The 20,686-nt window shown below is 60.8% G+C and carries 16 protein-coding genes and 2 tRNA genes; 8 read left to right on the forward strand and 10 right to left on the reverse strand.

The window, feature by feature from the left end:
- Positions 1-106: 106 nt before the first annotated feature.
- The 4 genes from V3W40_RS24150 to V3W40_RS24165 all read right to left on the reverse strand — a co-directional run bounded on the left by V3W40_RS24150 (position 107) and on the right by V3W40_RS24165 (position 4,708).
- A complete protein-coding gene (locus V3W40_RS24150) occupies positions 107-1,387 on the reverse strand; it encodes a virulence factor family protein (RefSeq protein WP_027605469.1) in 1,281 nt (426 codons plus the stop codon).
- Complete coding sequence (gene mprF, locus V3W40_RS24155; RefSeq protein ID WP_065925010.1) at positions 1,387-4,029, reverse strand: bifunctional lysylphosphatidylglycerol flippase/synthetase MprF; 2,643 nt, start codon at positions 4,027-4,029, stop codon at positions 1,387-1,389. Before mprF ends, V3W40_RS24150 begins: the two co-directional genes overlap by 1 nt.
- 266 nt (positions 4,030-4,295) lie before the next feature.
- Positions 4,296-4,372: transfer RNA gene (locus tag V3W40_RS24160), tRNA-Met, on the reverse strand.
- Positions 4,373-4,631: 259 nt separating this feature from the next.
- Positions 4,632-4,708 (reverse strand) — tRNA-Met (locus tag V3W40_RS24165).
- Positions 4,709-4,991: 283 nt separating this feature from the next.
- On the opposite strand from V3W40_RS24165, the gene dinB reads away from it, so the two are divergent.
- Positions 4,992-6,050, forward strand: a complete 1,059-nt coding sequence (gene dinB, locus V3W40_RS24170; protein WP_330215765.1) for a DNA polymerase IV — start codon at positions 4,992-4,994, stop codon at positions 6,048-6,050.
- Between the two features lie 64 nt (positions 6,051-6,114).
- Here the strand turns inward: dinB and V3W40_RS24175 are convergent, their stop codons facing one another.
- The 4 genes from V3W40_RS24175 to V3W40_RS24190 all read right to left on the reverse strand — a co-directional run bounded on the left by V3W40_RS24175 (position 6,115) and on the right by V3W40_RS24190 (position 10,898).
- Positions 6,115-7,068, reverse strand: a complete 954-nt coding sequence (locus V3W40_RS24175) for a hypothetical protein (protein WP_065925011.1) — start codon at positions 7,066-7,068, stop codon at positions 6,115-6,117.
- 20 nt (positions 7,069-7,088) lie between these two features.
- Complete coding sequence (locus V3W40_RS24180) at positions 7,089-8,804, reverse strand: proline--tRNA ligase (protein ID WP_065925012.1); 1,716 nt, start codon at positions 8,802-8,804, stop codon at positions 7,089-7,091.
- Positions 8,805-8,959: 155 nt separating this feature from the next.
- The gene (locus tag V3W40_RS24185; RefSeq protein ID WP_092488974.1) at positions 8,960-10,492 is read right to left on the reverse strand and encodes an AmpG family muropeptide MFS transporter; all 1,533 of its coding nucleotides are present in this window, start codon (positions 10,490-10,492) and stop codon (positions 8,960-8,962) included.
- A 43-nt stretch (positions 10,493-10,535) separates the two neighbouring features.
- A complete protein-coding gene (locus tag V3W40_RS24190; protein ID WP_330215766.1) occupies positions 10,536-10,898 on the reverse strand; it encodes an MGMT family protein in 363 nt (120 codons plus the stop codon).
- Between the two features lie 144 nt (positions 10,899-11,042).
- On the opposite strand from V3W40_RS24190, the gene V3W40_RS24195 reads away from it, so the two are divergent.
- The 5 genes from V3W40_RS24195 to groL all read left to right on the forward strand — a co-directional run bounded on the left by V3W40_RS24195 (position 11,043) and on the right by groL (position 15,660).
- Positions 11,043-12,050, forward strand: a complete 1,008-nt coding sequence (locus V3W40_RS24195; protein ID WP_074847561.1) for a DUF481 domain-containing protein — start codon at positions 11,043-11,045, stop codon at positions 12,048-12,050.
- A 94-nt stretch (positions 12,051-12,144) separates the two neighbouring features.
- A complete protein-coding gene (locus V3W40_RS24200) occupies positions 12,145-12,876 on the forward strand; it encodes a HugZ family pyridoxamine 5'-phosphate oxidase (protein WP_065925014.1) in 732 nt (243 codons plus the stop codon).
- Positions 12,877-12,942: 66 nt separating this feature from the next.
- Positions 12,943-13,419 (forward strand): FxsA family protein, encoded by a 477-nt coding sequence (locus V3W40_RS24205; RefSeq protein WP_024077215.1) that lies wholly within the window; start codon positions 12,943-12,945, stop codon positions 13,417-13,419.
- Between the two features lie 247 nt (positions 13,420-13,666).
- Positions 13,667-13,963: a co-chaperone GroES gene (locus V3W40_RS24210; protein ID WP_003175874.1), complete on the forward strand. Its 297-nt coding sequence runs from the start codon at positions 13,667-13,669 to the stop codon at positions 13,961-13,963.
- Between the two features lie 50 nt (positions 13,964-14,013).
- A complete protein-coding gene (gene groL / locus V3W40_RS24215; protein ID WP_065925015.1) occupies positions 14,014-15,660 on the forward strand; it encodes a chaperonin GroEL in 1,647 nt (548 codons plus the stop codon).
- A gap of 78 nt (positions 15,661-15,738) precedes the next feature.
- Here the strand turns inward: groL and V3W40_RS24220 are convergent, their stop codons facing one another.
- Both V3W40_RS24220 and V3W40_RS24225 read right to left on the reverse strand, forming a co-directional pair.
- Complete coding sequence (locus V3W40_RS24220; RefSeq protein WP_330215767.1) at positions 15,739-16,455, reverse strand: phosphatase PAP2 family protein; 717 nt, start codon at positions 16,453-16,455, stop codon at positions 15,739-15,741.
- A 51-nt stretch (positions 16,456-16,506) separates the two neighbouring features.
- Positions 16,507-18,456 (reverse strand): LTA synthase family protein, encoded by a 1,950-nt coding sequence (locus tag V3W40_RS24225; protein WP_330215768.1) that lies wholly within the window; start codon positions 18,454-18,456, stop codon positions 16,507-16,509.
- 201 nt (positions 18,457-18,657) lie between these two features.
- On the opposite strand from V3W40_RS24225, the gene colR reads away from it, so the two are divergent.
- Together colR and V3W40_RS24235 are read left to right on the forward strand one after the other, a co-directional pair.
- Positions 18,658-19,341, forward strand: a complete 684-nt coding sequence (gene colR / locus V3W40_RS24230) for a two-component system response regulator ColR (protein ID WP_027605482.1) — start codon at positions 18,658-18,660, stop codon at positions 19,339-19,341.
- Positions 19,331-20,611 (forward strand): sensor histidine kinase, encoded by a 1,281-nt coding sequence (locus V3W40_RS24235; protein WP_330215769.1) that lies wholly within the window; start codon positions 19,331-19,333, stop codon positions 20,609-20,611. The genes colR and V3W40_RS24235 overlap by 11 nt, the downstream gene beginning before the upstream one ends.
- The last annotated feature ends 75 nt before the right edge of the window (positions 20,612-20,686 follow it).

Raw genomic sequence — 20,686 nt, forward strand, 5'->3', positions numbered from 1 at the left:
GGGGGCTTGCTCCCGATAGCGTTGGGTCAGTCATAGCATTGTTGACTGGTGCTCAGCTATCGGGGGCAAGCCCCCTCCCACAGTTTGATTTGTGTAAGGCCTGGGTTTATTCGCTTTTGGCCTGGTGCTTGACGATGATATCCACCAACCGCTTGGCCAGTGCCGGATAGTTCTCATCGAAGTGATGCCCGCCCGGCAGTTTCACCGCCTCGCCCACGGCGGTCTTGTCGGTGCAGCCACTCTCGTCGACTTCTTCGGCACCGTAGATGCACACCACCTTGTCAGCCGGCAGCTTGGCCATTTCCGGGCCGGTCGCGGCTTCTTTGCCGGCGTTGCCCAGCCAGCCTTCCACTTCGATTTCAAAGCTGCCGGTGCGGGCGAAGGCCAGCAGGATGATGACGTCCACACGCTGTTGTTCGTTTTCCGGCAGGCGGTTGTAGATCGCCGGCAGTACGTCGGCACCGAACGAGTAACCGGTCAGTACAAAGCGCTTGGTGCCCCACTTCTGCCGGTAGTGCTGCATCAGCTCGGTGAGGTCCTTGGCGCTTTGTTCCGGGGTCTTGTGCTGCCAGTAGTAGCGCAGGGTGTCGATGCCGACCACCGGGTAGCCGATCTTGGCCATTTCGCCGGCCACGTCGCGGTCGAGGTCACGCCAGCCGCCATCACCGGAAAGGAACAACGTCACGGTGTCCTTGGCCTGGCCAGCCGGCACTTCCACCACGGGAATCGCCAGGCCGCCGTTGTCCGAACCCACCAGTTGCTTGCGCAGTTCGTTGTTCAGCACTTGCGGATAGTGAATGTCGTAGTCGCTGATACTGGTAGTGGCGCGCGGGGTGTCACGTACGAAACTGGCGCTTTCATCGTCAGGGTTGTCGTTCCAGGCCACCAGCCAATTACCGTGTGCGGCGGTTTTCGGCAGTGGGTCCTTGCACCCTTCCTGCACCAACGCGAAGCCAACGGAGATGGCGTTGGCCTTGTCGTCGCTCTGAGTGGCCAGCCAGCGCCAGGCGAGGGCGGCGCCAGGGCCGATGCCGCTGACCAGGGTCGCGGGGCCCTTGAGCTGGCCCAGGGCGCTTTGCAGCGCTTGTTCCTGGAGCTTGCAGTCATCCTTTGGCAGGATCACCTGGACGATCTGCGCCTTGCCGCCCTGGCTCAGGGTAATCAACTGGCTATCGGTCAGTGTTTCGTCAGCCATCACCGCCACCGCGACGCGGGCTTTCGGGGTGCCGGCCGGGGTCACGCGGGTCATCACCGAGCCGTCGGCCTGGGGCAGTTGCTCCAGGGTCGGCTGCGGGGCAGGGCGGTTCCAGAACCAAAAGCCGCCACCCAGGACCAGGGCGAGCAGCACTACAAAGGCCAATACATACCGCCAGGAGCGTCGAATCATCAGCGTTTCACCAATCCAGTCAAGCCGCCCGCGATCAGGGCGGCGGTATCGGCCAGTGCCACCAGCGGGTCAAGTCCTGCGGGCACGGCCATGTAACGGGGTTCCCAGTCAGGCTGGAACTTGTCTTTGAAGCGGCGCAAGCCTTGGAAGTTATACAGTTGCTCGCCGCGACGGAACACCATCGAGCCCAGGCGCTGGGTCAGCGGCGCGCCGCGTCGCGGTTGCAGGCCCGACAATGGCACCATGCCGAGGCTGAAGCGGGCGTAGCCGTGACTCTTATAGTGTTGAATCAGGCCGACCATCATGAATTCCATGGTCAACTTGGGCGCATCCGGGTGGGCGCGCATCAGGTCGAGACTGGCCAGGTCGTGGTTGTAGGTCTCGAGCAGGTTGGCGAAGGCCACCGGGCGGCCTTCGAAGCGAATGATCGCGATACGAAAGTGCTTGAGGTAGTCGTCGCTGAAGCGTCCGAGGGAAAAGCCTTTTTCCCGCACATTCTTACCGGTAAGCCAGGCGTCCGAGATGACTTTTAATTCATCCATCGGTGCCGTGCCGGGTTCAAAGATCTCCAGGGACAGGCCGTCCCGGGTGCCACGGTTCCAGGTGTAGCGCAGGTCCTTCATCTCTTTGCCCTTGGCTTCCAGGTCAAAGCGTTTCAGGTCGACGCGGGCTTCCTCGCCCAGCTTGATCGCGGTGAGGCCGATGTCCATGTAATAGGGCAGGTTCTCGGCGCGTACCTGATAGAACACCGGGCGCGCATGATGGATGTCGCACAGGTCGCGGAACTGCCAGATCATTTCGGCACGGGGCTGGGTCGGACCGATCGGGTCATACAAGGCCACCAGGCTGCGGCCGCGACGGGCATACATCAGGAACGCTTCGTCATTCGGGTGGAACAGCAGCGCCTTGTCGCCGGTCAGCGCCAGGCCGCCGTCGGGTTGCGACGATGCCATCAGGATCTTGCTGGCGCGTTCCAGCTCCTCGGGTGTCGGCAGGTGGATCACCGGGCGTGCGGTGCGCAGCAGCCAGGTCAGCGAGACGATGACCAGCAGCACGGCGGCGCCCAGCAGCGAGCGCAGGCCGCGCGGGGCATTGGCATCGAGGGTGAACTGCCACCACAGTTGATGGCTGTACGGTACATCTTGATACGCGAACAGCAGCAGCCAGATAGAAGCCCCCAGCACACAGACGCTGGCCACCAGATACAGCGGTGAGAAAGGCAGCTCGGTCAGGCGGCTGGCGCGATAGAACGAGCGGCGGAAGATCGCCAGCAGTATCGCCGTCATGGTCATCAGGCTGGCTTCTTCCCAATCGAACCCCTTGAGCAGCGAGAGCAGGGCGCCCACCAGCAGCAGCACCATGGTCAGCATCCACGCAGCCGACAGGCGTCGACGCAGGCCCTGGGCCAGCAACAGGCACAGCACGCCGATCAGGCTGGCACCGAAGTGCGAGGCGTCAATCAGGCGGTGGGGGATCAGGAAGCCGATGTTTTCCAGGCGTGAGTCGATTTCTGGCGTGGCGCCGGAAAACAGCAGGACCACGCCGGACAAAAAAACCAGTACGGCCAGCACCGGCGCCGCCAAACCCGAGGCTACCCGCAGGCTTTGCTGAGTCTGGAACAGGCGCTGCGCTTCGTTGACCAGCAGGAATACGCAGGCGATCAGCAGCGGCAGGACCACGTAGATCATGCGGTACAGCAGCAGGGCGGCAGCCAATGGCGCGGCACCGAGCTTGTCGGCGAATGCGGCGAGCAGGATGGCTTCAAATACGCCCACGCCCCCTGGCACATGGCTGAGCACACCAGCGGCCAGCGCCAGCAGGTACACGAGCAGGAACGGGCCGAAAGGCGGTGCTTCCGGCAGCAGCATATAAAGGACGGTGGCGGCAGCGGCAACGTCCAGTGCGGTGATGATCAGTTGCAGGAATGTCAGGCGGCGACCGGGCAGACGCAGGGTCCGACGCCCGGCTTTTACCAGCAGGTTGTCCGGGTAGGGTTGTTCCGGCAGGCGGCGGCGATAGATGCCGATGCACAACATGGCCGACAGCAACAGCACTGCGCCGGCAACGCCGCCGAGCACCGTTTGTGGCAAATGCAGGTAGGTCGACGCTGCCGGCAAGTTGCTCAGCGTGGCCAATGCAGCCAGCGGGGGCAGGGCGCAGCCCAGTGCCAGGCTGGCGAACACGGTCATGTGGGCAACTTCCGAAGCCCCGATGCCATGGCGTGCATATAAACGGTAGCGTACCGAGCCGCCCGAGAGCATCGACAGGCCAATGGCATTGCCGATCGCAAAGGCAGTAAAGCCGCCAAGGGCCAAGGTCTTCGCCGGCAGGTTCACCCCGGCATAACGTGCGCCGGAAAACTCATAGCCCAACAGAATGACAAACCCCGCGACGGCGGCGGCGAACGCACCGAGCAATGCGGGTTTGGGCACTTCCAGGATCGAGTCGTGGAGGGCGTAGAGATCCAGCTCCAATAGCAGGTGCCGACAGGCGATCAGGGCGATTGCGAACAGCAACAAGGTAACGGCCAGCCCGATGGGTTGCCGGTATTTGCTCAACAGATCCAGCCAGCGCAAGCGGGTGGGGGCGATAGGTTGTTCTGCTGTGACGGTGTCTTGTGGTTCAGACGAGTTGGCGCGCATCAATCACCTCGTGGATTGTGCGCGACAGGATGGAGGTATCCAGCCAAGTTACCAATCCCTATGGACAAAATAATTACAAATATTAACGCGGATCACCGGGGGCGGCGACTGCGGCCATTGGTCGTAGAGGCGTAAGCATAGCGTGCAATGAGATGGACTCTACAAACCGTGTACGGTTTCATGAAAGATGCCATGCCATTGTTTCAGAAGAACTTTTTCATCGAATACAAAAAAGGCCACTCTTTCGAGTAGCCTTTTTTGATGTTTGGTTGCGGGAGCCGGATTTGAACCGACGACCTTCGGGTTATGAGCCCGACGAGCTACCAGACTGCTCCATCCCGCGTCTGTGGGCGGCATTCTACAGCCAGATGGCGAGGTGTCAACCGTTAATGAGCCGATGGGTCAAATAAGTGTGAAATAGCTGACATGTAACCTAAGTTCGCGATTGAAAACGCTTTTTGTAGTGAGCGGGCTTGCCCGCGCCGGGCTGCGGAGCAGTCCGTGGTGAAGTGCACACTATCTTGTGTGGGGCTGCTTCGCAGCCCAGGACGGGACAGCCACAACAAAAAAGGCCACTCTTTCGAGTAGCCTTTTTTGATGTTTGGTTGCGGGAGCCGGATTTGAACCGACGACCTTCGGGTTATGAGCCCGACGAGCTACCAGACTGCTCCATCCCGCGTCTGTGTGTCGGCATTCTACAGAGGATCGCGAGTGTGTCAACCGGTGAATCGAAGAAAAGCGCTTGTGGTTCAATCGGTTAGCTCTCCATGTAGAGCCGTTTGAGGGGTTCGGGCCAGAAGGGCCAAGGGTTTCAGCTCTATTGGGGCGCTAATTTCGATTGAGAAAATAAATTCATCTGGGAAATTTCCTACCGCTCAGACGGAAGATTCAAACTACTGGTGCTATATACAGGGGTGGATGCGATACTGGCCACCCGTTGGATTACACCCGCCTTTCTACTTATGACGCAGCGCAAAATCATCCACGTTGACTGTGATTGCTTCTACGCCGCCATTGAGATGCGTGATGACCCGAGCCTGGCGCAAAAGCCCCTGGCAGTAGGTGGGTCGGCAGATCGAAGGGGCGTGATCGCTACATGCAACTACGAAGCGCGGGCGTATGGGGTGCGTTCCGCCATGTCGTCGCGACATGCCCTGAAGCTCTGCCCGGACCTGACCATCGTCAAGCCGCGCATGGATGCCTATAAGGAGGCTTCGAAGGAAATCCAGACGATCTTTCGCGACTACACCGACTTGATCGAGCCCCTGTCGCTGGACGAGGCCTACCTGGATGTCTCCGATAGCCCGCACTTTGGCGGCAGCGCCACGCGCATCGCCCAGGACATTCGGCGCCGGGTCTCCAACCAATTGCACATCACCGTGTCCGCCGGCGTGGCGCCGAACAAGTTCTTGGCCAAGATCGCCAGCGATTGGAAAAAGCCCAACGGCCTGTTTGTCATCACCCCGGATCAGGTCGAGGACTTTGTCTCCCAACTGCGGGTAAGCAAGTTGCACGGCGTGGGCAAGGTGACGGCAGACAAGCTGGCGCGCCTGGGCATCGAAGACTGCCTGCAATTGCGCGAATGGAACAAGCTGGCGCTGGTACGTGAGTTCGGCAGCTTTGGCGAGCGCTTGTGGAGCCTGGCCCGTGGGATAGATGAACGTGTGGTGCAGAACGACAGCCGGCGGCAGTCCATCAGTGTGGAAAATACCTACGATGTGGACCTGCCGGATCTCTCAAGCTGCCTGGCGAAACTGCCCGAACTGATGGAGACCCTGGCAGGGCGCATGGCGCGTATCGACAGCAGCTACAAGGCGGGCAAGCCGTTCGTTAAGGTGAAGTTTCATGACTTTACCCAGACAACGTTGGAGCAGGCGGGCGCGGCGCGGGATCTGGAGAGTTATCAACAGTTGATGACCCAGGCGTTCAATCGCGGTGGGAAACCGGTGCGGTTGTTGGGGATTGGGGTGCGGTTGCTGGACCTGAGTGGCGGGAACGAACAGTTAGAGTTCTTCTGGTAGAAGCCGGGAAAAAATGTGGGAGGAAGCAAGCCCCCACATTTGGATCTGCAGCGTTTTCGAAGCCTCAGCGTGCTCCGGGATCCGCCACCAACCGCCCCGCATCCTTGGTCAACGCCTGCAGGAATTCCTGCTGCAACTCGGGATCATTGCGGGTCAGTTCGATCAGGCTTTGTTCCAGTTCGCTGGCTTCTTCCTCCAGGCCCAGCTCCGACAGGCGCTTGACCCGGTGCACCCACTGGCTGACTTCATCGTCTTCCAGGTCGTCGTAGATCAGGCCGTGGGCTTCCAGCAACTTGCCGCGCAGGGTGCTGCTGATCGCCAGGGTCGAGTCCGAGTGCACGTCGTCCTGGCCATCTTCCACGCTGATCTTCAAGGTCGTGACGCGGTTCAGGTCCTGCTCGGCAAACGGGCTGTCCAACAGGTTCAGGCGCAGCACGCCGTTGCGGTCGGTGGTCAGCTCATGGGTCTGTTTGCCGGCGGTGACCTGGACCGGGCGCTCGCTCCAGGGCAGGCTCGAATACTCCACGCGTTTGTCGCGCTGGACTTCATCGATACCCGCCAGGTTCTGTTGCGCGCGCCCATGGGATTGCACGTTCATGAACGGGTTGAGACCGTCCACGCCGTAGGTCAGCCAGTCGTGGGTCATGCTGGTCGGCAGGTTACCGAGGGCGAAGATGTTCGCCACGTTGGCGCCCGCACCCGCGACCAAAGCCACTGCACCCAGGGGCATCTCATAGAGTTTGCGCCAGGGCTGGTAGGGCGTGTAGCGGTCGTAACGACGGGTAACTTCGAATTCGGTGACCTCAAAGGTCTTTTGCTCGTGAATGCGAACCCGGCGTTGCGGCAGCTCCAGCACTTTGGGTTCGCCTACATCGATCTGCAGGCTGTGGTCGAGCAACTTACGCTCGACCCGCTCCTCGTGCTCACTGCGTTGCGACATCTGGTTGGCGCAGCCGCTGACCAGCAGGGCGCCGCACAAGGCGGCGCCCCCCAGGGCTCTGGTGTTTCGCTTGAACATGACTTCTCTTGATCTGGTTTTCAGCGACGAATACGCGCCTGGAGGAAAGACAGCACGTCAGCCACCGGCAAGGGTTGGGCTTCGGCTTCGGTCCGGCTCTTGTATTCCAGATTGCCATCGGCCAGGCCGCGGTCACTGACCACGATCCGGTGCGGGATGCCAATCAGCTCCATGTCGGCGAACTTGATGCCCGGGCTGGTTTTCTTGTCCCGGTCATCCAGCAGCACTTCAAAACCAGCGGCCGTGAGTTCGGCATACAGTTTGTCGGTGGCTTCGCGTACTTGCTCGGTTTCGTAACGCAGTGGTACCAGGGCCACCTGGAAAGGCGCGAGGGCGTCACTCCAGATAATGCCTTTCTCGTCGTTGTTCTGCTCGATGGCAGCGGCAACCACGCGGGAAACGCCAATGCCGTAGCAGCCCATGTCGAGGGTGATCGGCTTGCCGTTCTCGCCCAGCACTTCGCACTTCATCGCCTTGCTGTACTTGTTGCCCAGCTGGAAGATGTGCCCGACTTCGATGCCGCGCTTGATTTCCAGGGTGCCCTTGCCGTCCGGGCTTGGGTCACCGGCCACCACGTTGCGCAGGTCGGCCACGGTCGGCACCGGCAGGTCACGCTCCCAGTTCACGCCGAAGTAGTGCTTGTCGTCGATGTTCGCGCCGATACCGAAGTCGCTCATCAACTCGACCGAGCGGTCGATGATGATCGGCAACGGCAGGTTCAGCGGGCCGAGGGAACCGGCACCGGCGCCGATGGCGTCGCGCAGTTCGGCATCGCTGGCCATGACCAGCGGGCTGGCCACGCCAGGTTGCTGGGCGGCCTTGATTTCGTTGAGTTCGTGGTCTCCACGGATCACCAGGGCGATCAGCTTGCCTTCTTCTTCGGCGTGCACGATCAGGGTCTTGATGGTCTTTTCAATCGGCAGATTGAATTTCTCCACCAGGGCCGCGATGGTCTTGGTTTCTGGCGTATCCACCAGGCGCAGTTCTTCAGCCGGGGCTGGACGGGAGGTTTCCCGTGGCACGGCTTCGGCTTTCTCGATGTTCGCCGCGTAGTCGGAACCGTTGCTGAACGCGATATCGTCTTCGCCGGACTCGGCCAGCACGTGGAATTCGTGGGAGCCTGCACCGCCGATGGAGCCATTGTCCGCTTCAACCGCCCGGAACTTCAGGCCCAGGCGCGTGAACACGTTGCAGTAGGCCTGGTGCATGCGGTCGTAGGTGGCCTGCAGCGATGCCTGGTCGGCGTGGAACGAATAGGCGTCCTTCATGATGAATTCACGGCCGCGCATCAAGCCGAAGCGTGGGCGGATTTCATCGCGGAATTTGGTCTGGATCTGATACAGGTTCAGAGGCAGCTGTTTGTAGCTGCTCAACTCGTTGCGCATCAGGTCGGTGATCACTTCTTCATGGGTCGGGCCGGCGCAGAAGTCGCGGCCATGACGGTCCTTGAAGCGCAGCAACTCAGGGCCGTACTCTTCCCAGCGCCCGGATTCCTGCCACAGCTCGGCCGGTTGGGTGCTCGGCATCAACACTTCGAGAGAGCCGGCGGCGTTCATTTCTTCGCGAACGATGGCTTCGACCTTGCGCATCACCTTCAAGCCCATGGGCAGCCAGGTGTACAGGCCCGAGGCCAGTTTGCGGATCATGCCGGCGCGCAGCATCAGCTGGTGACTGATCACGACCGCATCGGAAGGCGTTTCTTTCTGTGTGGCGAGCAAATATTGACTGGTACGCATGGTAGGCCGTTGTCGGTTGCTTGAACTTGAAATGACTTGGGATTGTACGGGCGCAAACTGCCGCCGTACAGGCATCAGAATGCAGGGCTGTCTGTAGGCGCAGAGCTCGCTTGCGATGGGGGCGCCGCGGTCTGGCTTTTAAAGGGGCCCCAGAATCAGTCCTCTACCGGCGGATTCAACCGCATCCGCCGATTCTCCTGATACCAGTGCAACGCAATCAGCAGTAATGTCGGCACGCCCAGCATGCAGGTGATCAGGAAGAAGTTGTGGTACCCGAACTTCTCCACCATCACCCCCGAGTACCCGCCGATCAGGCGCGGCAGCAACAGCATGATCGAGCTGAGCAGCGCATATTGGGTGGCGGAAAACTTGAGGTTGGTCAGGCTCGACAGGTACGCCACGAATGCCGACGTGGCCAGGCCCGAGCTGAAGTTATCCAGGGAGATGGTAAAGATCAGCATCTGCAGGTCGGGCCCCATGTCGGCGAGCATCACGAACAGCAGGTTGGTCCCCGCCGACGTCACGCCGCCGATAAACAGGATCGGCAGGATGCCGAAGCGCACGATCAGCAGGCCGCCCATGCCGGCACCGAGCAGGGTCATGATCAGGCCGAAGATCTTGCTGACCCCGGCGATCTGATCCTTGGTAAAGCCCTGGTCGATATAGAACACGTTGGCCATCACGCCCATCACCGTGTCGGACATGCGATAGGTGGCGATCAGCCCCAGCAGCAGCAATGCCTGCCAGCGGTAGCGCAGGATAAAGTCGTTGACCGGCGTGAGCACCGGCGCCAGGCCCCGTCGGCCCATGGCCGACAGGCACAGTGTGGTGAGAATGATATAGAGAATGGCGCGCAGGAACGCGCGGTCGTCCATCAGCAAGTCCCACAGGCTGACGCCCTGGAACAGCACGCTGGCGAAGTCGGTGTTGAACAGCTGGGTGAACATCGCCGGTACGGACACCAGCAACACGATCAGCACGAACACCGACACCAGTTGATGCACGAAGCTGTAGCGCCCGGCCTGCAACTGGGTGCGCAGCGGTACATTCGGTTCGCGCATGAACAGCGTGGTCAGCAGCGCCGGGATCATCAGCACGCCGAACAGCACATAGGTGCCGGTCCAGGCCGAGTGCTTATAGTTGAAGCCGGTGGAGCCGAAGCCTTCGGCAAAGAACAGCGCACCGGCCGTGGCCAGCAGGGCGGCGATGCGGTAGCCGGACATATAGCTGGCGGCCAGGGCGGCCTGGCGGCTGTCGTCGGCGATCTCCAGGCGATAGGCGTCGACCGCGATGTCCTGGGTGGCGGAAGCGAAGGCCACCACGACGGCAATGGCGATCAGCCAGGACAGGTGTTTCTGCGGGTCGCAGAACCCCATGCCGATCAATCCGAGGATCACCAGCGACTGTGCAAGCACCAGCCAGGAGCGACGACGTCCGAGTTTACCGAGCAGTGGCAGGCGCCATTGGTCGAGCAGCGGCGACCAGACCCATTTGAAGGCGTACGCCAAACCGATCAGGCTCGCATAGCCGATGGTCTCGCGGGCCACACCGGCCTCACGCAGCCACACCGAAAGCGTCGAGAACACCAACATGTAAGGCAAGCCGGCGGCAAAGCCGAGCAACAACAGCACTAACGTCGAGGGGCTGGCATAGGCGGCGAGCGCGGCGCGCCAGGTTTTACGGGGCATGGGCTGGAGTCTGCCTCAGATTCACGGAAACAAAGCGCGCACTCTAACCGCTGTGCTCTACCGGGCGCCAGCCATGGCGCTGAATATCCACGCGATTGTTGCGCACCGTGACGCCCTCATCACGCAAGCGCGCCCGTTGCTCGTCGCCTGAGGCGCTGCCCACCGGCAGACTTATCCGACCACCGGCACCCAGCACGCGATGCCAGGGCAATGTGGTGCCCTCGGGAAGTTGGCTCAAGGTACGACCCACCCAGCGCGCGGCGCGCCCCAGCCCGGCCAGTTGCGCCAGTTCGCCGTAGCTCACCACGCAACCGGCGGGGACTTGCGCCAGGGTCAGGTACAGCGCGGTGCGGCGCATTTCGGCGGGGGTTTGTGGGGAATCGGCAGGCTGATTGACTGTGGGCATATCCGTTGGGATCTTCGGTCTTTTGTAAGAAACGTCTGTAAGTATGCTGTTGAGAATTGAACTCAACACAAATCCTTGAGTCAGTCCTAGCTATCTAACACGATAATCGCCCCTTTTCGCCAACCTTGAGCTCCCCATCCGCTTATGTTGTCCAGAACCCTGCTGTGCCTCGCTGTCTTCAGTGCCTCCACGCCCCTGCTGGCCGATACCGTCTGGTTAAAAAACGGTGATCGCCTGACCGGCAAGATCAAGGTCTTCGACGGTGGCAAGCTGCTGATCCAGACCGACTACGCCGGCGCCATTCCGGTGGACTGGAAGCAGGTGAAAACCCTGGAGAGCGACCAGGAGTTGCTGGTCAAGCAGGACGCCTACACCGGCGAGAAGGCCAAGTCCCTGCAGGCGGCGGACGATGGCAAGGTGGTGCTGGCCAATGGCGAGGCGCCCAAGACCGTCGAGCTGGCAAGTATCCAGCAGATCATCAAGCCCAAGCCGGTGATCGAAGACCTGATGTGGAAGGGCAATGTCGACATGGCGCTGGACTACAAGCGCGCCGAAAAAGACACCAATGACTACGACATCGACTTCAAGACCACCGCGCGCCATGGCCAATGGCGCCATACCGGGCAGGGCGAGTACAACCGCGAGTTCCAGGACGACGTCACCACCACCGACAACTGGGCGCTGGAGTATGACCTGGACCGCTTCATCACCGAGCACTGGTTCTGGCAGGGGCGCCTGACCTACAAGCGCGACAAGGTTGAAGACCTGGCGCGCCAACGTACCGTCGGTACCGGCCCGGGCTACCAGTTCTGGGACGACGAACTGGGGGCGTTCTCCCTCGGCTCGCTGGTCAACCGCACCGATTACGAGTACGCCGATGGCGGCAAGGACAACTTCTATTCCTTGGCCATGAAGTGGAACTACAACCGCTACCTGGTGGGCAAGACCGTTGAGTTCTTCACCAATGGCGAGGTGGGCAAGCCTATCGACGGCCCGGCCGAGTACTCCCTGGATGCGGAAATGGGCCTGCGCTATAAAGTCACCGAGTGGGCGTCGCTCAACCTCAAGGCCGAGCGCGACGTGATCAGCGGCGATTCGGAAAGCAGCCTGAGCAAGACCCGCTATACCGCAGGCTTCGGCGTCGCCTGGTAATCGAGCCGCTGGCAACCGGCGCGTAGATTGATTACCTTGTGTTGAGATCCATTCCCATACGCTATGGGCGGCCGAATACCCGAGGAGTCATACGTTGAGCACGCAGGTTGCCAAGAACGCCCGAGAGCTGTTGCTCAAGGAATACCGTGGGGCTCTCTCCACACTGTCCAAGGCCATGCCCGGCTTTCCGTTCGGCTCGGTCGTGCCGTATTGCCTCGACGAGCAGGGCCGCCCGCTGATTCTGATCAGCCGTATCGCCCAGCACACCCATAACCTGCAAAAAGATCCCAAGTGTTCGCTGCTGGTCGGCGAGCGTGAAGCGGATGATGTGCAGGCCGTGGGGCGCCTGACCTACCTGGCCGAAGCCGAGAAACTCGAGGACCCGGTCGCCATCGAAGCAGCGGCCGAGCGCTATTACCGCTACTTCCCCGATTCGGCCAACTACCACCAGGCCCACGATTTCGATTTCTGGGTGCTCAAGCCGGTGCGTCACCGTTATATCGGCGGGTTTGGCGCGATTCACTGGGTCGACCAATTGACCCTGGCCAACCCCTTCGCGGGCAAGGCCGAGCGCAGCATGATCGAGCACATGAACAGCGACCACACCAAGGCCATTGCCCATTACGTCGAGTTGGCCGGCTTGCCTGCTTTCGAACCTGCGCAATTGGCCGGCATCGACAGCGAAGGCCTGCACCTGCGCATCGGCCAGGCCCTGCACTGGCTGCCGTTTGCGGCGTCTTGCAACACGCCGACACAAGTACGCGAAGCCCTGGTTTCATTGGCCCACGCCGAGGTCTGGCCGAAAAAAGCCGCCGCTGAAGCTTGAATTCACGAAACGGCGACGTCATCTAAGGTGGACTGGCAAGGCATTCTTGCGTTGAGGAACCTTTTGATGCGCCCTTTTTTATTGCTCTTTCTGCTGTTCCCGGTGTTGGAGCTGTTCGTATTCGTTCAAGTCAGCGGTGCGATCGGGTTTTTCCCGGCCCTGTTGCTGATCATTCTCGGCTCGATGCTCGGCGTCCTGGTGCTGCGCGTCGCCGGCCTGGCCACGGCGCTGCGTGCCCGTGAGAGCCTGAACCGCGGCGAACTGCCGGCCCAGACCATGCTCGAAGGCCTGATGATGGCGTTGGCGGGCGGCCTGTTGATCCTGCCGGGCTTTATCAGCGACGTAGTGGGCCTGGTGATGCTGCTGCCGTTCACCCGCAAATTGCTGGCGGGCAAGATGCGCCAGCGCGCCGAAGAGGCCGCTATTCGCCAACGTGCGTTCGCCGACGACCTGCAACCCCGTGGCGGCCCGGCTCCGCGCCAACCGTTGGGGCGAGAAGGCGACGTGATCGAAGGCGAGTTCGAACACCGCGACAGCAAATAACCGCTTCACTGGCACGGCACCTTCGGGTGCCGTGGTGCTTTTATAGGCTGGCAGACGCAAAAAAAATCATCGCCGGCCCCTTGTAATAAGCTTATGCGCCCTTATGTAACGGTCACCGCAAGGTTTCTGGTGGCGACACCGGACAGACTTCCGTGTTTCGCCCAGCGAACCGCGACCGGCACTGCCGGAATACAACCCGCCGGTATCGATACCGGCCGATGAAAAACACAATTAGGAGAGATCGACAATGAGCAAGCTTCGTCCTCTGCACGACCGCGTCGTAATCCGTCGCAGCGAAGAAGAAAAGAAAACCGCTGGCGGTATCGTTCTGCCAGGTTCGGCTGCTGAAAAAGCCAACCACGGTGTGATCGTCGCTGCAGGCCCAGGCAAGACTCTGGAAAACGGTGACGTACGTGCGCTGGCCGTTAAAGTCGGTGACAAGGTTGTATTTGGCCCTTACTCCGGCAGCAACACTGTGAAAGTCGACGGCGAAGACCTGCTGGTTATGGCTGAGAACGAGATTCTCGCCGTTCTGGAAGACTGATTTCCCCGCTCATTTTCCCGTTACTACAAAGTATTTAAGGAATATCGATCATGGCTGCTAAAGAAGTTAAATTCGGCGATTCCGCCCGTAAGAAAATGCTCACCGGTGTCAACATCCTGGCTGACGCAGTAAAAGCGACCCTGGGCCCGAAAGGCCGTAACGTGATCATCGAGAAGAGCTTCGGCGCTCCGACCATCACCAAGGACGGCGTTTCCGTCGCCAAAGAAATCGAACTGGAAGACCGTTTCGAAAACATGGGCGCGCAGCTGGTCAAAGACGTTGCCTCCCGTGCCAACGATGACGCAGGCGACGGTACTACCACCGCCACCGTTCTGGCTCAGGCGATCGTCAACGAAGGCTACAAGGCCGTTGCTGCCGGCATGAACCCGATGGACCTCAAGCGCGGCATCGACAAGGCCACCATCGCCATCGTCGCTGAGCTGAAAAACCTGTCCAAGCCTTGCGCCGACACCAAGGCTATCGCCCAGGTAGGCACCATCTCCGCCAACTCCGACAGCTCCATCGGCGACATCATTGCCGAAGCCATGGAAAAAGTCGGTAAAGAAGGCGTGATCACCGTTGAAGAAGGCACTGGCCTGGAAAACGAACTGTCGGTTGTCGAAGGCATGCAGTTCGACCGTGGCTACCTGTCCCCGTACTTCGTCAACAAGCCGGAAACCATGGTTGCCGAGCTGGACAGCCCGCTGATCCTGCTGGTCGACAAGAAGATTTCCAACATCCGCGAAATGCTGCCAGTGCTGGAAGCCGTTGCCAAAGCCGGCCGCCCACTGCTGATCGTTTCCGAAGACGTTGAAGGCGAAGCCCTGGCGACCCTGGTTGTGAACAACATGCGTGGCATCGTTAAAGTCGCAGCCGTCAAGGCTCCAGGCTTCGGCGACCGTCGCAAGGCCATGCTGCAGGACATTGCCGTCCTGACCGGCGGTACCGTTATCTCCGAAGAGATCGGCCTGAGCCTGGAAAGCGCCACCCTGGAAAACCTGGGTAGCGCCAAGCGCGTGACCATCTCCAAGGAAAACACCATCATCGTTGACGGTGCTGGCGTTGACGGCGACATCCAATCGCGCATCACTCAGATCCGTGCCCAGGTTGCCGAGACGTCTTCGGACTACGACCGTGAAAAACTGCAAGAGCGCCTGGCCAAGCTGTCCGGCGGCGTTGCAGTGATCAAGGTTGGCGCGGGTTCCGAAGTTGAAATGAAAGAGAAGAAAGCCCGCGTTGAAGACGCCCTGCACGCAACCCGCGCAGCCGTCGAAGAAGGCGTGGTACCTGGCGGTGGCGTCGCGCTGATCCGTGCCCTGGAAGCCCTGACCAACCTGGCCGGCGACAACGCTGACCAGAACGTCGGTATCGCTGTGCTGCGTCGTGCGGTTGAAGCACCGCTGCGTCAGATCGCTGCCAACTCCGGCGACGAGCCAAGTGTTGTGGTCAACGAAGTCAAGAACGGCAAAGGTAACTACGGTTACAACGCTGCGACTGGCGTCTATGGCGACATGATCGAAATGGGCATCCTGGACCCTACCAAGGTGACTCGTTCCGCGCTGCAGGCCGCAGCCTCCATCGGTGGTCTGATCCTGACCACCGAAGCTGCAATCGCTGACAAGCCAAAGGCTGAAGGCTCGGCTGGCGGCGGTATGCCAGACATGGGCGGCATGGGTGGCATGGGCGGCATGATGTAAGCCAGCCTTACCCCTGTACTGAAAAAGCCCCGCCTGCAGTGATGCAGGCGGGGCTTTTTTGTGGGCGGCGGCTTGGGCTCAGGTGGGCGCCGCGCGCTTGGAGGGCCGGTACAGCAACAGGCAATACAGCCCCAGGCAGATCAGCCAGGAGAAAATTGCCGTCCACACGTTATGGGAAAAGAAGTGCGCGCCTTGCATCATACGGCTGACGGAAAAAACGCTGCCCAAGCCGACGGCGAAGATGAATGCGTAGCGCGCCAGGCGCGGCTGCCGGTCACGCAGTGCAAAAAACAGGGCGAACAAGGCGAACCCGGTGGCGGCATGACCGCCTGGCCAGCAGCGTCCCGGTTTATCGGTGGGCGGGCGAGGGCTCAGCAGTTTGCTGTAGGTTTCCTGACCGCCGAATTCCTGGACGCTCCACGGGCACTGGACGCCGGTGATGGTTTTCAGCGGAGCGACAAACGCGGTCGCCAGCCCGAGTGACAGCACCAGGCAGCCCAGTTCACGACGATAGGGTTTGAGCCGTCGGAGAATAAACGTGCCGGCAAATCCCAGGATCGCCAGGACCGAGAACAGGATGACCAACTGTTTGGCACGATCATGCAGGATGTCTTCGAGGAAGAAACTGTAACGCCCGATGAAGCCGCCCTCCGCGCCGTTGTAGAACAGCTTGGCGAGGTTCATGTCCAGCGAGGTCAGCTCCAGCAGCAATAGGAGCGCAGCGCCGCCGGGGATGCCCAGGCAGAGCCATAGGTTGAGAGGTTTGGATACGGGGACGGCGGGGGTGGTTCCCATGGTGGACCCTGGTGAAAAACGTCCCGTACTGACCTGTACGGGGCGTTTTGGTTAGCGCGTGCTCAGTGCCGGGGCCTCTTCCTTGGGCGCTCTCCAGCTCAGTAACTGTTGTTTGAAGTCATAGCTGGCGGCCTGGTAGTAGGTGATCGCCCGCTGGATCAACGGGTCATCGCTGCCGACCCGCAACTCCTGGCTCTCACCCAGGGCCTGGTCGTGGCGGCGCAGGCCCAGGCGTGGGCTGAGAATGGCCAGGTCCTTGCCGTCGAACAGGCCCAGGTGCTGGTAGTTGCCGAGCACCACCCGAGGTGGCAGTGGGTTGTCTTGCAGTAGGTTGCGACCAAAGAAGGTGGATTCGTAGCTCAGGTTGAGCAGGCCCAGCAGCGTGGGCGCCAGGTCGATCTGGCTGGCCAGTTGTGCGCTTTCCCGTGCGTCGATCAGCTTGGGCGCATAGATGAACAGCGGAATCTGGTAGTTGGTGATGGGCAGGTCTTCCTTGCCTGCGCTGCCGGCGGTGTGGTCGGCGACGAAGATGAAGATCGTGTTATCGAACCAGGGTTTTTGGCGGGCGGCTTCCAGGAATTGGCCAATGGCGTGGTCGGTGTATTTCACCGCGCCGTCGCGGCCATTCCCGGATTTGATGTCGATACGCCCATCCGGGTAGGTGTAGGGGCGGTGGTTGGAAGTGGTCATCAGTTGCAGCAAAAAGGGCTGCTGCTTGGCGTAGTCGATGTCGGCCAGTTTCAGGGTTTGGTTATACAGGTCCTCGTCAGCCATGCCCCAGGCGTTCTTGAACGAGATTTCTGACTCGGGCACGCTGCTCTGGTCCACGACGCGATAACCGTTGCCGCTGAAAAACGCGTTCATGTTATCGAAGTACCCGCGCCCGCCGTACACAAACACGCTGTCGTAACCGACGGCCGTGAGCTGTTGCCCCAGGCTGGCGAAGCCGCTTTCACGACCGATGCGCTTGACGATCGAGCGCCCGGGCGTGGGTGGAATCGCCAGGGTGATCGCCTCCAGGCCACGGTCGGTGCGAGTGCCGGTGGCATAGAAATTATTGAAATACAGGCTCTGTTTACGCAGCGCATCCAGGTTAGGCGTGAGGTTGCGCTCGTCGCCGTTGCTGCCCATGTACTTGGCGCTGAAACTTTCGATGGTCACCAGCACGACATTGGGTTTGCGCGGCGTGCCCGGGTTGGTGATGGCGCGGCGGATATCCAGCGAGTCCTGGCCGATAAAGCGGGCGTTGGGTTCGCTCAGCTCTGTACGCAGTTGCGTGGCGATAACCTCAGTCGGCAGGGTTTTGTAGAACTGTGGGTAATCCAGTTCGTTGTTACGGAATGCGGCGAAAAACTGATACGGACCATTGCTGGCCAGTTCGTTCTTGTAGGCGTTGCCGCCCTGGGCTCGCGGGCTGTCCTGGCTGACCAGTTGCAGGCTGAGGCCAGCAATCACCAACAGGGCCAGGGCATTCACCAGGCGACCGCGCATCGGCGGCAGTGGGGCGCTCATCGCCGCATTGAACGGCTTGCGCAAGGCCAGGCTCAAGACAATCGCCAGCATGGCGAGCAGGCTCAGCAGTTTGCCGATCGGGTAGGACTCGAGCAGGTTGTTCAATACCTCATCGGAGTACACCAGGTAATCGACGGCAATGAAGTTGAAGCGCACGCCGAACTCATCCCAGAACAGCCACTCGGCCACCGAGGTAAACAGCATGGCGAACAGGCTGACGGTGAGCACCGCCTGCAGGAACCAGCGGTGGCCGCGACGGCGCCACAGCGCGGGTGGGCACAGCAGCAAATACAGCCCCAGCGGCAGTGCCGCATAGGCCAGGAAACCCAGGTCGTACAGCAGGCCCACGCCAAACACCGGCAGCAGGTTGCCGCCGACTTCATCCAAATGAGTGATGAGCAGTACGCTGCGAGTGAGCAGGAAAATAACCAGCCAGGCACCGGTTACCAACAGCAAATAGCGCATTGGCGCCGTCTTGAGCAACCCCATGTCCATGTTCCTTATATCAATGGGGGGCGATCTTCTGCCTGACACTGTAGTCAGTTTGTGAAGCTATAGTGAAAAACTCGTTGGTAGGCTGAATCGGTTGAAAACCTATATTGGCACGCCTTTCCGCTCTATCCCTGAGCCACACTTGGCCTTAAGCTGCGCGAGCCAACACGGCCGTTACCGCGTACGGAGACACTGCCCATGCGAATTCTATTGGTTGAAGACAACCGCGATATTCTGGCCAACCTGGCCGACTACCTGGGGCTAAAAGGCTACACCGTGGACTGTGCGCAGGACGGTTTGTCGGGCCTGCACCTGGCCGCCACCGAGCATTACGACTTGATCGTGCTCGACATCATGCTGCCTGGCATCGATGGCTACACCCTGTGCAAACGCCTGCGTGAGGACGCGCGCCGCGACACGCCGGTGATCATGCTCACTGCCCGCGACCAGTTGGATGACCGGCTGCAGGGCTTCAAGTCCGGCGCCGATGATTATTTGCTCAAACCGTTTGCCCTGTCGGAATTGGCCGCGCGCATCGAAGCCGTGCTGCGCCGTGCCCAAGGTGGCGGTCGCCGCGCCCTGCAAGTGGCCGATCTGAATTACGACCTCGATACCCTGGAAGTGACCCGCGAAGGGCGCCTGCTCAAACTCAACCCGGTCGGCCTGAAGCTGCTCGCGGTCTTGATGCAGAAAAGTCCCCATGTGCTGCGTCGGGAAGTGCTTGAAGAGGCCCTGTGGGGCGATGACTGCCCCGACAGCGACAGCCTGCGCAGCCACGTGCACCAGTTGCGTCAAGTGATCGATAAACCGTTCGCCAAACCGTTGCTGCAAACGGTGCATGGTGTGGGTTACCGCTTGGCCGAGGGCCGTGATGGAGTTTAAGCAAAGCCTTGCCCAGCGGATCATCATCGCCTTTGCCTTGATGAGTGCGTTGGTGGCGGGGGCCTTCGCCATGGGCATCGTCGCGACCGTGCACCTGGTGGAAGAGAAGTTGATCTCGGCAGGCTTGGGCGGTGACTTGCAGCGCCTGCTGTTGATGGACACCGTCGAGGACTGGCGGCACCGGCCCGAGCCCGACCAGCTGTTTTACTTCAGCGGTGGCCCCGGCGATTTTGAATTGCCCAAGGACCTGCGGCATCTGGAACCAGGGTTTCATGAGGTGTTTCGTGAGGCGCTGTCGTACCACGCGATGGTAGAAGTGGTCGACGGTCGGCGCTATGTGCTGCTGCAGGATCAAAGCGATTTCGAAGAGCGCGAGCGCGTGCTGTTTGCCGTGGTGCTGGTGGGCTTCGTGCTCAGCCTGGCGCTGGCGGTGTTCCTCGGCTGGGTGCTGGCCCGTAAGGTGATGGCGCCGGTGGTGCGCCTGGCCCGCCAGGTGCGGCACCGCGACCAGTTGCTGGGCCTGGCGCCGCCGCTGGCACCGGACTACGCCGCCGACGAAGTGGGCGAGTTGGCCGTGGCCTTTGACGCCACGCTGGGGCGCCTGCGTCAGGCGTTGTCCCGCGAGCAGTTGTTTACCAGCGATGTGAGTCACGAACTGCGCACGCCCCTGATGGTGCTGGCCAGCTCCTGCGAACTGCTGCTGGAAAACCCCGCCATCGATCAGCGTGGGCGTAACCAGGTCGAGCGAATCGCCCGTGCCTGTGAAGAAATGCGTGAACTGGTCCAGACCTTCCTGATGCTCGCCCGTGCCCAACATGACGATGGCAGCATGTCGCCCAAGGTCAACCTGTCGCAGGTGGCTGATGACCTACTCGGCATCTGGCGCGAGCCCATCGAGCACAAGGGCCTGGAGTTGATCTACCAACCGGGCAACCCTTTGGATACCCGCTACAACGCGACCTTCCTGCATGCCGTGATGGGCAACCTGTTGCGCAATGCCCTGCATTACACCGAACGCGGCTTTATCCGGCTGACCCTGGAGCCGACCGGGTTTGTGGTGGAAGACAGCGGCGTCGGCATTCCCGAAGACAAGCGCGAAGCGATGTTCGAGCCGTTCGTCCGCGGCAGTGAGAAGCGCGGCGAGGGCCTGGGGTTGGGTTTGTCACTGGTCCAGCGCATCTGCGAGAACCAGGGCTGGAGCGTTACCCTCAGCACCATGGAGCCTAACGGCTGTCGCTTTCATGTCCAGTTGAGTCCGGTCAACGCCTGACCGTTTCCCCTGCCGTTATCCTGCCAGAGATCCCCGTAATTCGGCGAAGATGGCCCCATGATATTGCTTGTATCT

This window comes from Pseudomonas sp. AM8, from assembly GCF_036346475.1.
Classification (GTDB): domain Bacteria; phylum Pseudomonadota; class Gammaproteobacteria; order Pseudomonadales; family Pseudomonadaceae; genus Aquipseudomonas; species Aquipseudomonas marginalis.

Bases quoted from the DNA above. Each gene is read 5' to 3' on its own strand.
- V3W40_RS24150 (WP_027605469.1), bottom strand. From the start codon at position 1,387: ATGATTCGACGCTCCTGGCGGTATGTATTGGCCTTTGTAGTGCTGCTC.
- mprF (WP_065925010.1), bottom strand. From the start codon at position 4,029: ATGCGCGCCAACTCGTCTGAACCACAAGACACCGTCACAGCAGAACAA.
- dinB (WP_330215765.1), top strand. From the start codon at position 4,992: ATGACGCAGCGCAAAATCATCCACGTTGACTGTGATTGCTTCTACGCC.
- V3W40_RS24175 (WP_065925011.1), bottom strand. From the start codon at position 7,068: ATGTTCAAGCGAAACACCAGAGCCCTGGGGGGCGCCGCCTTGTGCGGC.
- V3W40_RS24180 (WP_065925012.1), bottom strand. From the start codon at position 8,804: ATGCGTACCAGTCAATATTTGCTCGCCACACAGAAAGAAACGCCTTCC.
- V3W40_RS24185 (WP_092488974.1), bottom strand. From the start codon at position 10,492: ATGCCCCGTAAAACCTGGCGCGCCGCGCTCGCCGCCTATGCCAGCCCC.
- V3W40_RS24190 (WP_330215766.1), bottom strand. From the start codon at position 10,898: ATGCCCACAGTCAATCAGCCTGCCGATTCCCCACAAACCCCCGCCGAA.
- V3W40_RS24195 (WP_074847561.1), top strand. From the start codon at position 11,043: ATGTTGTCCAGAACCCTGCTGTGCCTCGCTGTCTTCAGTGCCTCCACG.
- V3W40_RS24205 (WP_024077215.1), top strand. From the start codon at position 12,943: ATGCGCCCTTTTTTATTGCTCTTTCTGCTGTTCCCGGTGTTGGAGCTG.
- V3W40_RS24210 (WP_003175874.1), top strand. From the start codon at position 13,667: ATGAGCAAGCTTCGTCCTCTGCACGACCGCGTCGTAATCCGTCGCAGC.
- groL (WP_065925015.1), top strand. From the start codon at position 14,014: ATGGCTGCTAAAGAAGTTAAATTCGGCGATTCCGCCCGTAAGAAAATG.
- V3W40_RS24220 (WP_330215767.1), bottom strand. From the start codon at position 16,455: ATGGGAACCACCCCCGCCGTCCCCGTATCCAAACCTCTCAACCTATGG.
- V3W40_RS24225 (WP_330215768.1), bottom strand. From the start codon at position 18,456: ATGGGGTTGCTCAAGACGGCGCCAATGCGCTATTTGCTGTTGGTAACC.
- colR (WP_027605482.1), top strand. From the start codon at position 18,658: ATGCGAATTCTATTGGTTGAAGACAACCGCGATATTCTGGCCAACCTG.
- V3W40_RS24235 (WP_330215769.1), top strand. From the start codon at position 19,331: ATGGAGTTTAAGCAAAGCCTTGCCCAGCGGATCATCATCGCCTTTGCC.